The 10,730-nt window shown below is 67.9% G+C and carries 9 protein-coding genes and 1 pseudogene; 4 read left to right on the top strand and 6 right to left on the bottom strand.

From position 1 onward, the window contains the following. On the bottom strand, positions 1 to 887 hold an 887-nt coding region (locus A5698_RS26955; protein WP_068303377.1), incomplete at its 3' end, for an NAD(P)/FAD-dependent oxidoreductase. Between the two features lie 126 nt (positions 888 to 1,013). Here A5698_RS26955 and A5698_RS26950 point away from each other — a divergent pair. Genes A5698_RS26950 through A5698_RS26935 form a run of 4 tightly spaced genes read left to right on the top strand, consistent with a single transcriptional unit; the run spans position 1,014 to position 4,796 of the window. Next, the gene (locus A5698_RS26950) at positions 1,014 to 1,709 is read left to right on the top strand and encodes a TetR/AcrR family transcriptional regulator (RefSeq protein ID WP_068303374.1); all 696 of its coding nucleotides are present in this window, start codon (positions 1,014 to 1,016) and stop codon (positions 1,707 to 1,709) included. A gap of 56 nt (positions 1,710 to 1,765) precedes the next feature. Beyond that, entirely contained in the window at positions 1,766 to 2,947 is a 1,182-nt protein-coding gene (locus A5698_RS26945) for a cytochrome P450 (protein WP_084792644.1), read from the top strand. Next, the gene (locus A5698_RS26940; protein WP_068303368.1) at positions 2,941 to 3,888 is read left to right on the top strand and encodes an SDR family oxidoreductase; all 948 of its coding nucleotides are present in this window, start codon (positions 2,941 to 2,943) and stop codon (positions 3,886 to 3,888) included. The genes A5698_RS26945 and A5698_RS26940 overlap by 7 nt, the downstream gene beginning before the upstream one ends. Positions 3,889 to 3,896: 8 nt before the next feature. After that, the gene (locus A5698_RS26935) at positions 3,897 to 4,796 is read left to right on the top strand and encodes a DUF7064 domain-containing protein (protein WP_068303365.1); all 900 of its coding nucleotides are present in this window, start codon (positions 3,897 to 3,899) and stop codon (positions 4,794 to 4,796) included. A 3-nt stretch (positions 4,797 to 4,799) separates the two neighbouring features. Here the strand turns inward: A5698_RS26935 and A5698_RS26930 are convergent, their stop codons facing one another. The 5 genes and pseudogenes from A5698_RS26930 to A5698_RS26910 form a co-directional block, all read right to left on the bottom strand. Continuing rightward, positions 4,800 to 6,065 carry a hypothetical protein gene (locus A5698_RS26930; protein WP_068303359.1) on the bottom strand — a complete coding sequence of 422 codons (1,266 nt, stop codon included), beginning with the start codon at positions 6,063 to 6,065 and terminating at the stop codon, positions 4,800 to 4,802. Further along, positions 6,059 to 6,820, bottom strand: a complete 762-nt coding sequence (locus tag A5698_RS26925; RefSeq protein ID WP_068303356.1) for an SDR family NAD(P)-dependent oxidoreductase — start codon at positions 6,818 to 6,820, stop codon at positions 6,059 to 6,061. Before A5698_RS26925 ends, A5698_RS26930 begins: the two co-directional genes overlap by 7 nt. Continuing rightward, entirely contained in the window at positions 6,817 to 9,180 is a 2,364-nt protein-coding gene (locus A5698_RS26920) for a CaiB/BaiF CoA transferase family protein (protein WP_068303351.1), read from the bottom strand. Before A5698_RS26920 ends, A5698_RS26925 begins: the two co-directional genes overlap by 4 nt. 4 nt (positions 9,181 to 9,184) lie before the next feature. After that, a complete protein-coding gene (locus A5698_RS26915; RefSeq protein ID WP_068303349.1) occupies positions 9,185 to 10,156 on the bottom strand; it encodes an enoyl-CoA hydratase/isomerase family protein in 972 nt (323 codons plus the stop codon). 117 nt (positions 10,157 to 10,273) lie between these two features. Beyond that, positions 10,274 to 10,663 (bottom strand): annotated as a pseudogene (locus A5698_RS26910) (cytochrome P450); the annotation flags it as partial. Between the last annotated feature and the right edge of the window lie 67 nt (positions 10,664 to 10,730).

Raw genomic sequence — 10,730 nt, 5'->3', positions numbered from 1 at the left:
AGGTGTTCGTCGTCCATCCGCGCCGCGGCCACGTCACCCGCGGCGAATACGCCGGTCACCCCCGCGATCCGCAGATAGTCGTCGACCGGTACGCGAGCCAGCGGGTCCACACCCACGCCCAGCCGTCCCGTCAGCGGATGGGCGCGCATACCGGCACACCAGACGACGGTGGCCGTTTCGATGACCTCACCCGTCGACAGCGTGACGCTACGTTCGCCGACCGCGGTGACGCCCACGCCGGTGATCGCCTCGACGCGGTTGTCGCGCAGCGCTTTCTCGATGACCGGGCGTGCCGACTCGCCCATGTCGGAGCCGACGTGCGCGTTGCGGTCGACGAGTATCACCCGCGGCGTCACCCCGAGCGCATCCGTCAACATCCCGGGCAACTCGCTGGCCGTCTCGATGCCCGTGAGGCCCGCACCGACGACGACGGCTGTCGCCGACGCCGTGTCGTCGCGCTGCAGCGAACGAATGTGTTCCTGCAGACGCACTGCCGCGTCGTAGGTGTCGACGTCGTACCCGAACTCCGCCAGACCCGGAATGTCGGGTTTGGCGACGCGGCTGCCCACCGCCAGCACGAGGCGGTCATAACCCAGCGTTGCTCCGTCGGCGGTGTTGATCTCGGCTGCAGCGGCGTCGATTTCGACCACCTCCGCGGAGACGTGCCCGACGCCGACGGGATCGAGCAACTGAGACAGCGGGATTCGGCACGGGCGCAGGTCCGGCTCGTAGTTGCGCACCCGGATGTCGTGATACGGCTTGGAGCTGACGACGGTGACGTCGACCGTGTCGACGCCGAGGTCGTCGAGACGGCGCGCGGCGCCGAGCGCGGCCCACAGTCCGGCGAACCCGGACCCGGCCACGAGAACGCGCGCTGACACCGGCACCGTCCCATCGTCGTGCGGTGTGGGGGCGTGGGCAAGCACCACGGCCGAGTGACCGTCAGGTCTCCGCCGTCAGATCCGCAGTCTCACGAGCCACTAAATCAATCGCTTGATTTAAGTCTCGGGGCGGTGTCTACTGAATCGGTGACCGCAGCCCGGCCTCTCAGTGGACACAGGTCCGAAGGCACCCGCGAGGTGCTGCTCGCCGCCGCCGAGCGCCTCTTCGCCGAGCGCGGTATGCACGCGGTGTCCAACCGGCAGATCAGCGAGGCCGCATCGCAGGGCAACAACGCCGCCGTCTGCTATCACTTCGGCACACGGACCGATCTGTTGCGCGCGATCGAAAGCAAACACCGCGTGCCGATCGAACAACTGCGGGCCCGGATGCTCGCCGGGCTGGGCGCGACCGCCGACCTGCGGGACTGGGTCGACTGCCTGGTCCGTCCGCTGACCGATCATCTCGACCAGCTGGGCAACCCGAGTTGGTATGCACGGTTCGCCGCCCAGGCCATGGCCGATCCGACTTACCGCGACGTGGTCACCAAGGACGCGCTGTCGTCACCGCATCTGGTGCAGGTGATCGACGGCATCACCGGATGCCTTGCCCAACTGCCCAGGCGAGTCCGCTTCGAGCGAATCGTGATGGCGCGCAACCTGCTCATGCATACCTGCGCCGAACACGAGGGCGCCCTGGCTCAGCACGGCCCGCTCGCCCGGTCGCCGTGGCCGCAAGCCGCCGAAGGGCTCACCGATGCGATCACCGGCCTGTGGCAGGCGCCGGTGCGCCGGACCGAACGGCCACGCAGAGAAAGGGGTCGCCCGTGACCGACACCCTCACACCCGGCACGGGGGACGGCACGTCCGATGTGCCCGACTTCCCGATGCCGCGCGCAGGCGGACGCTGGTTCGCCCCACCGCCGAAAGCGCTGGATCTCAACGACACCAGTCAACTCAACCGCGTGCGTATCTGGGACGGCAGCACCCCCTGGCTGGTGACCGGATACGAGGCGATCCGCTCGTTGTTCGCAGACGGCCGGGCCAGCGTCGACGACCGCAAACCCGGCTATCCGCACTGGAACGAGGGCATGCTCGCCACCGTGCACAAGCGGCCGCGCTCGGTGTTCACCTCGGATGCCGAGGAGCACACGAGGTTTCGCCGGATGCTGTCGCGGCCGTTCACCTACAAGCGGGTGGAGGCGCTGCGTCCGGCCGTCCAGCGCATCACCGACGAACACATCGACGCGATCCTGGCCGGCCCCCAACCGGCGGATCTCGTCGAGAACCTCGCGCTGGCGATCCCGTCGCTGGTGATCAGCGAAATGCTCGGCGTCCCTTACGAAGACGCGACGTTCTTCCAGGAGCAGGCGAACCGGGGGATGAGCCGCTACGCGTCGGCCGAGGACGCCGCCGAAGGCGCGGGTGCGCTGGCGAAGTACATCGCCAACCTGGTGCGCAGGAAGATGGACGAGCCCAGCGAGGATCTGGTGTCCGACCTCGCCGAGCGGGTGCGTTCGGAGGAGATCAGCGTCCGGGAAGCCGCCCAACTGGCCACCGGTGTGCTGATCGCGGGTCACGAGACGACAGCGGGACAGCTCGGGGTCAGCATCGTGGCGCTGCTCGAACATCCCGACCAGGCCGCGTTGCTGCGCGACGCCGATGATCCGAAGGTCATCGCCACGGCCATCGAGGAACTGCTGCGATACGTCAGCATCATTCAGACCGGCCAGCGCCGCATCGCCGCGGAGGACATCGAGGTCTGCGGTCAGCGGATCCGCGCCGGAGAGGGCATCATCCTCGATGTGGCTCCGGCCAATTGGGACCCTCGCCAGTTTCCCGAACCCGACCGCCTCGATCTGCGCCGTGACGACGGTCCGCACGTCGGATTCGGCTACGGCAGACACCAGTGCGTCGGCCAGCAGTTGGCCCGGATGGAGTTGCAGATCGTGCTGCCGACGCTGCTGCGACGCATTCCGACCATGCGACTGGCGGTTCCGGTCGACGAACTGCCCTTCAAACACGACGCGCTGGCCTACGGCCTCTACGAGTTGCCGGTCGAATGGTGAAGGGCGGACTCGAACTGCGCGTGCCCGACCTCTCGGGCCGCCTCGCCGTGGTCACCGGCGCCAACAGCGGCCTCGGATTCGGGCTGGCGCGGGAGCTTGCGGCGGCCGGCGCCGACGTGATCCTGGCCGTCCGCAACCGCGCCAAGGGCGAGGCCGCGATTGCGCAGATCCGCCAGGCCGTCCCACGGGCCAGCGCCCGCGTCGCGGATCTCGACCTCGCCTCCCTGAAAAGCGTTGCCGCCCTTGGTGACCATCTCGCCGAGGAAGGCCGCCCGATCGACGTCCTGATCAACAACGCGGGGGTGATGACCCCGCCGCAGCGGCAGGCGACGGAAGACGGTTTCGAGTTGCAGTTCGGCGCGAACCACCTCGGCCACTTCGCCTTGACCGCGCACCTGCTGCCACTGCTGCGGGCATCCGCCGGTGCGCGGGTGGTCACCGTCAGCAGCATCGCGGCCACGCAGCGCGGGTTGACGTTCGACGATGTCAACGCCGAACACGGCTACCGGCCGATGCGCTCGTATGGCATGGCGAAGCTCGCGCAGCTGATGTTCGCCAAGGAACTCGACCAGCGCAGCCGCGCGCACGGGTGGGGGTTGATGTCGAACGCCGCCCATCCCGGCCTGTCGAAGACCAACCTGCTCAGCGGCGCCTCCTACGGACGCGACAAGCCGACCCTGAACGCCCGTATCACCAGGGCCACCTGGCGCCTGCTGCCGTTCATGTGGCTCGACGTCGACGAGGGGATCAAGCCGACCCTCTATGCCGCGGCGTCGCCCGACGCCGAGGGCGGCGCCTACTACGGTCCACGCGGATTTTACGAGACCGCCGGCGGCGGTGTCGGTTTCGCGAAGGTGCCGCCCGCGGTGTGTCGCGCCGAGGACCGTCAGGAGGTTTGGCGGCTGTCCGAAGAGTTGACCGGCGTGACCTACCTGGATTGAGCGAGCGCATGACAACCGAGGCCGACGAGGTCTTCCATTCCGCCACCGCGGATCCGGACTGGAACGAGAGCGGGTGGTTCAACTTCGCGATACCCGAGCGCGACATCAACGGGTTCGTGTACTACTACCACGACATCCGCACCGGAACCAGCGGAGGCGGGCCCGCGATGTGGGACCCGAGCGGCGAAGAGACCTACGACTGTCTGTTCTACGACTGGCGCTGGACTCAACCACCCACGGGTGCACTGGACTTCACCGACTTCCGGCTGCCGAATTCGTTGCGCCACGTCGTGGTCGAACCGATGCACCGCTACCGGCTGACCTATTCGGAGCTGGGACTGGACCTCGACCTCGAGTGGACATCGTTGATGGCGCCCCACGTCCTCGGTTCCGCGTCCCCGCAGCACTGTCACTTCGACCAGCCGGGCCACATGCGCGGCACCGCGACGCTGAACGGTGAGCGATTCGATATCGACTGCTTCTCGATGCGCGACCGCACCTGGGGGCCGCACCGTCCAGGCGCCCGCCGCTCCGGCGACTACCTGTGGGCCATCGCCGACGCCGAGTCCAGCTGGCATGCGATCACGATGGCGAGCAGGTCCGGCGTCGACCGTGTCGTCGGCGGCTACCTGCTGCGCGACGGCGAGGTGGGGGAGCTCGTCGCCGGTGAGCGCCGGGTGCTCGACCGTCGTGCCGGGGCGCCTGTGCGGGTGGTGCTCGACGCCGAGGACGACCGCGGCCGCGGGTTGCACGCCGAGGGCGATGTGCGCACCGCCCTGCGGTGGCTCGGGTGGCCGGGACGGATGACATTCTGGACGCTGACCGACTGGCGATGGGACGGCAGGCAGGGGTGGGGTGAGGACCAGGAGTTCTTCGCCCGTGAACAGGTTCGAACGCTGATTCGTTGAGGCTCAGCTGGTTTCGCCGCGGGTCTGCCACACGTTCAACACATTGGTCAGCATCTGCAACGGTGCGCGGACCCCTTCGTCGGACTTGATCCGCGGATCGATGCGCGTGGTGTGCCGGCCCGAGTCGGGCAGGCGCTTGCGGATCAGCGCCGGCACGTCGAGCAGCCATGTGACGCCCATCAGCGTCGCGTACATGACAAGATGACGCTCCACCGTCGCGGGGTCGAGCGCCGGGCCACCGCTCGCCAGCAACTCCTTGCAGAACATCTCGAGCAGCTCGTCGAGATGGTCGTCCCACAGCGAGGTTTCAGCCCCGGACAGGGAACCCCACACCGCCATCGCCACATTCATCCGGCTGACGCAGCCCCAGTCCATCAGGCCGCAGCACAGCTCGCCGTCGTCGCCGCGCCAGAACCAGGCGTTATCGACGTTGGCGTTCCAGTGGCACAACGCAAGATAGTCGGCGTCGGCGCTCAGCAGCTCGAACACCTTCGCTTCGCGCCGAATCAGCTGCGGCGCCTCGGCGACGAACGTCGACAGGAACGATGACGTTCGTACGTTCGCCGGGAAAAAGCCCTCATGAGCTTCGACGAACTCGACAAGCCGGCGCAGTCGGCGCTCGAGTTGGTCGGCGCTGTACGCCGGCGGCTGGCCCACCGTCGCAGCCCGCAGATCCACCGTGAACGGGGCGAGAAGTTCGGCGGGCAGCCGACCCGACCGCTCGGTTCCCGCCAAGCGCGCGACCGCGGTCAGCAGCGCCCGATAATGCCCTGCCGGATCGGGCATCTCGTAGTCCAGACACTTGTGGTGCTGCGGTTCGATGCCCCCTGTCCCGAACGCGATCCGCTCGCTGATCATCAACCCGGTTCCGGTTTCGCGGTGGAAGTCGGCGAACAGGGTGGCCGGCACGGCGATGGGAAAGCCCCGCGCGCGGGTCAGCGCGGCGAATCGGGTCTCGGACTCCATCTGGGTGCGCCCGATATCGCGTACCGGATCGTCGAAGTCGCGCGAGAACTTCACGAACAGGTCGGTGCACAGGGGAGGCTGGTGTCCCGAATAGCGCGCGGTCAGTGCGGCCTTTCGTCCCGTGCTGCCGCCGGAGACCTCATCGAAGCGTTCGATGGCGACCACCTCGCCGTCGGCCGACAGCGTGCCGTAGGCGCGCAACGCGTCGGTGAGGAAGGCGGTCCCTGCCCTGCGGAGCGCGTCGGGGTGGGCGGGAAACGCGAGGCCGGTCGCATCGCCGCGCACCCAGTCGATTTTCACCATGTCTGTTCCGCCGCGCGCACCAGGATCTCGTTGACCGCGACGCGCCGGTCGCGTGTCACCATGTACGCCACCGCGTCGGCGACGTCCTCGGGTTTCAGTTTCACCATTCCCGCCGTCCTGGCTTGCTGAGCCGTGAGCGCCTGCGGATCAAGGTGATCGAAGATCTCGGTCTCGACCGTGCCCGGCTCGACGATTCCCACGCGCACCCGCTTGCCGATGAGTTCCTGGCGGATGCCCTCACTGAACGCGTTGACACCGAACTTGGTGAGCGAATAGACGGCGGTCCCGGGCCTGGCGACCCGACCGCCGGTCGAGCTGATCGTGACCACGTCGGCGACGCCGCGCGGGGAGTCTTCGGCCGCGGCGATCAGATGGGGGAGGGCCGTACGCGTCGCGTAGAGCACGCCGTGGATATTGACGGACACCAGAGCCTCCCAGTCGGACAGGGGCGCTTCGGCGGCGTCACCCATCCGCAACAGGCCTGCGTTGTTGACCAGCGTGTCGATGCGGCCCCACTCGCCGACGGTCGTGGCCACCGCGGCCGCCACCTGTTCGGCGTCGGCGACATCGGCGGGCGCGGCCAACGCCCTGCCGCCGGCCGCCGCGATCTCGTCGGCCAGCTCGATCAATCGGTCGCGACGCCGCGCCACCAACGCAACCGATGCGCCCTCGGCGGCCAGCGCTCGGGCGGTCGCCGCGCCGATCCCGCTGCTGGCGCCGGTCACCAGCGCCACCGTCCCGGACAACACGGTCATGCGTTCCTCACTCCCGTCTGCCCGAGGATGTCGCCGAGCACATAGTCGTTGTGTTCTCCGAGGTCCGGTGCGCCGCGCTCGATCCGGGCGGCCCGGGTCATCGACCATGACGGCCCCAGCGCCGGCCGCTGACCCTCGAGGCGGTCCGACACGAAACGATACGTGCCGCGTTCCCAGAGCAATTCATCGCCGATCACATCGGTGGCGGTCGCACTTTTGGCCGCGCCGACGCCGACCGACCGCAACCGGTGCGCGAGGCCGGAAGCGTCGTAGTGGCGGGTCAAGGTGTTCAGTTCGGCATCGAGGACCGCGGCACCGCGGCGGCGCGCGTCCCTCGTCGGGTATCGGGCAGCGAGGTCCTCCGCACCGAATTCCTCGCACATGCGCTGCCAGACATCGTCGTTCGCCACGGCGATCGCGATCCACTCGCCGCCCGCGCACCGGTAGCAACCGTGCGGCGCCATGTCGGGATGGCGGTTGCCGTCCGGCCCGAGCAGCCGGCCGGTCAGGTTCTGCTCGAAGAGGCAGTCGCCGACCATCGACGAGAGAACCTCGACGGCGGAGACGTCGACGAACTGGCCCTGGCCGGTCCGTTCCCGGTGCAGTAGCGCCGCGACGGCGGCCAACGCTGCGGCCGCGCCCACCGTGGAGTCGCCGTATCGCATACTCGCGCCGAGGGGAGGCCCGTCCGGATAGCCGACCAACGCCGCGAGGCCCGCCAGCGCGGCGAAACTCGGTGCATAGCCGGTCTGGTGGCCCAGCGGCCCGTCATTGCCCCACATCTTGATGGACACCGAGATGATGTCGGTTTTGAGCGCGGTCAGTTCCCGGTAGCCGAGGCCCTGTCGTTCCATGGCGCCGGGTCGCAGGTTGTTGAGCACGATATCGCTGCGGGAGATCAAGGCCCGCAGATCATCCCGGCCTCGCGCTGTCTTGATGTCGATGTCGACGCTGAGGATCTCGGGGTTGATGCTCAAGAAGTACGGGGCGTGGTTGATGTCGGTGCCGCCGTAAGCGCGCATCTCCTCTGGGGTCGCCGAGCACTCGACCTTGATGACCTCGGCGCCGAGAAAGGCGAGCAGCTTGCCGGCGTACGGTCCGGCCCACACCTTGGTCAGTTCGACGACCCGCACACCCTGCAACGGGCCACCCCGCGGGTCCTTCGGGGCCTTGAGTTGCGGGTGCTTGACCGCGGGAGCCGTATGCGGGGTGAAGAGTTCGGCCCGTACCTCGTCGGTGTGCTGGCCGAGGCTCGGTGCGGGAAGGGTGATCTCGGCCGGCGACGCGCTGAACCGGTAGCCGACGGTGGGGTAGGCGGCGGTGCCGAACACAGGGTCGGTGACGTCTCGAAAGAACCCACGGTGTCGGTACTGAGGTGAACGCATGAGTTCGGCTGCACCGTTGACCGGTACCAGGGGAACGCCCAGTCGCTGCGCCTCTTCCGCGGTGACGTCGCCCGGCCTGTCCCGCATCCAGTCGGCGAAGCCGCGACGGAAATCGGTGACGCGCCGCGGCGTGACACCGAATTCCAGCCAATCGTCGTCGAATTCGTCGAGCCACCCCGGCGCGCCCATAAGCGATTTGAGGCCCAGCCAGTGGGCGCGACTGGTCATGTAGAGATAGACGAACCCATCGCGACTCGCGAAGAAGGACGCGGGTCCCGCCTGGTCGTAATCGTCGCGGCGATCCTGCGGGGCGATCTCACCGGTGACGAACCGGCCGAGGATGCAATCGGCTCGCGAAGCCAGAACCGCCTGCTGTGACACGTCGATGTACTCGCCTCGGCCGCTGTGCATCCGGTCGAACAGCGCCGACGCCACGCACAGGGCCGCATCGAGGGCGGCCTCGTAATCGGCGAGGAATCGGCCCGGTCCCTTCAGTGGCGGCCGGTCCGCATCGGCGTGGCTGGGAGTGTGGTATCCCCACCCGCTGGCGTGAAAGACGTTGAGGCTCTGGGCATTGTCGAACTCCTGCGGCGCTGCCCGCCCGTACGGCGTGACGGTGCAGAACACCACGTGGGGGTGCCGCCGAGCGACCTCTTCCGGGCTCAACCCCTGCTCGACGGCCCACGCCGCGCCGTGGTCGTCGATCACCGCGTCGGCGGTGGTGATCAGCTCGTGCGTTGCGGCGGTGTCGAATTCGACGGAACGCTTGTTGGTGTTGAGGTACGCGAAGAGCCCGCTGCGCTCATGTCCGTCGTCGCCTCCGACCAGGGGGGCCAGCGCCCGGGTGGGGCTTCCCCACCCGGGCCGCTCGACCTTGATGACGTCGGCGCCCAGATCGGCGAGCAACTTGCCGCAGTACTCGCCGGTGACCCGCTCGGCCACCTCGATGATCCGGAAGCCGGTCAGCGCCGACACGGTGTCAGGGCTTGTTGCGTCCCGACCGGCTCAGCCGCCACTCCGGGGGGAAGTTCAGGTCGTTGTCCTTTACCACGTTGTTGAGCCCCTTCTCGAAGGTGCCCTCGGTGAGGTCGACGTCGTTCTGCTGGTCGTTCTGGATCATCGGCAGCATTCCTTCGACCATGCCGGTCAGCAGGCTCCCGAAGTACTCGCCCTTGTGCTGCTTGTACAGCTCGAGGAACGTCTTCTGCACCGCGACGGTGTCGGTCGGGCGGGATTTCGAGCAGGCCAGCGCGTACTTCTCGGTCTCGGCTTCCAGTTGGTCCCTGGGCACGACGCTGTTCAGGAAGCCACACTCGTACATCTCCTTGGCGCTGAACGGCCTTCCGGTGAACAACATCTCGGAGAACTTGCGCAGCCCCATCGTCTCGGCCCACCACCAGAGCCGCGGCCCCCAGCCGACGTAACGGAACGCCGGATGGCCGAAAAGCGCGTCGTCGGAGGAGATCACCAGGTCCGCATCGCCGGCCTGATAGAAATGCCAGCCGTAGCAGTACCCCTTCGCCTCGATGATGCTGATCTTGCGAAGCTCCTGCAGCGGCCGGTTACCGGCCCGCGCCTTGGCGTAGAAGTCGGTCACCGTCGAGAGGTAGCGATACGAGCCACCCGGCGGGTACTTGACGTCATCGTCGTTGATCGCGAGTTCGTGCAGCAGCGGCATGCCCGGGTTCTCCAGCATGCCGCGTTGCTCGGGAAGGTCGCCGCCGCTGCCGAAATCCTCGCCCTCGCCACGGATCACGACGACTTTGACGTCGTCGTCCACGTTGCATTTGTGGATCAGGTCGGCGTAGAGCTGGCGCATGCCCATCGTCGTCGAGTTCTGGGCCTCCGGGCGGGCGAACGTGATGTAGGCGATCCGGTTCTTTCTGTCTTTCTCGAACCGGATGTGCTGCTCTGCTTCCCGTTTCATCTCTTCGTAGTCGAACTCTGGCATGTGCGCTTCCTCCAATTTGTCTTACTCCAGTACGCGGCCCGGCAGCCGGGCAGCTGAACGCCTCCGACGCAGAAGCGTCAGGGGCGAAGACTCTGTGCTTGTCGTATGGCTCGTCGCTCAGTCCACCACGGCAGGCATCGACTCCCATCCACGCACGGTGGACGTCGGGCTGAGCTCGGCATCGGTGAGGTCGACATGCCAGTCGGGGAACCGGTCGAGAATCTCGTCCAGGGCGATGCGTCCCTCCAGTCGTGCAAGCGCGTTGCCGAGGCAGAAGTGCGTGCCCACCCCGAAGCCGAGGTGCTGGCGCGGCGGGCGGTGGATATCGAAACGTTCGCTGTCGGGCCCGAACCGCCGCGGGTCACGGTTGGCCGCTCCGACGAGCATCATCATCGCGCTGCCGGTCGGGACCGTCTGGCCGTAGTGAGTCACGTCGCGGGTGACGCAGCGGCTTACGTGGGGTGCGGGTGGTTCGAAGCGCACGACCTCCTCGACGGCCGCGGGCAGCGAGACCACCACCCGGCTGATCGGCTGGGCGGGCAAACTGCTCTCCGATCACCCCGATCAGCGGCGA

The organism is Mycobacterium sp. E136 (genome assembly GCF_001666865.1).
Lineage (GTDB): Bacteria > Actinomycetota > Actinomycetes > Mycobacteriales > Mycobacteriaceae > Mycobacterium.
The sequence above is the reverse complement of the archived record's forward strand: the minus strand, read 5'-3'. Positions and strand labels throughout refer to the sequence as shown.

Coding starts and splice junctions, on each gene's coding strand:
- A5698_RS26945 (WP_084792644.1), top strand. CDS start 1,766: ATGCCGCGCGCAGGCGGACGCTGGTTCGCCCCACCGCCGAAAGCGCTG.
- A5698_RS26940 (WP_068303368.1), top strand. CDS start 2,941: ATGGTGAAGGGCGGACTCGAACTGCGCGTGCCCGACCTCTCGGGCCGC.
- A5698_RS26935 (WP_068303365.1), top strand. CDS start 3,897: ATGACAACCGAGGCCGACGAGGTCTTCCATTCCGCCACCGCGGATCCG.
- A5698_RS26930 (WP_068303359.1), bottom strand. CDS start 6,065: ATGGTGAAAATCGACTGGGTGCGCGGCGATGCGACCGGCCTCGCGTTT.
- A5698_RS26925 (WP_068303356.1), bottom strand. CDS start 6,820: ATGACCGTGTTGTCCGGGACGGTGGCGCTGGTGACCGGCGCCAGCAGC.
- A5698_RS26915 (WP_068303349.1), bottom strand. CDS start 10,156: ATGCCAGAGTTCGACTACGAAGAGATGAAACGGGAAGCAGAGCAGCAC.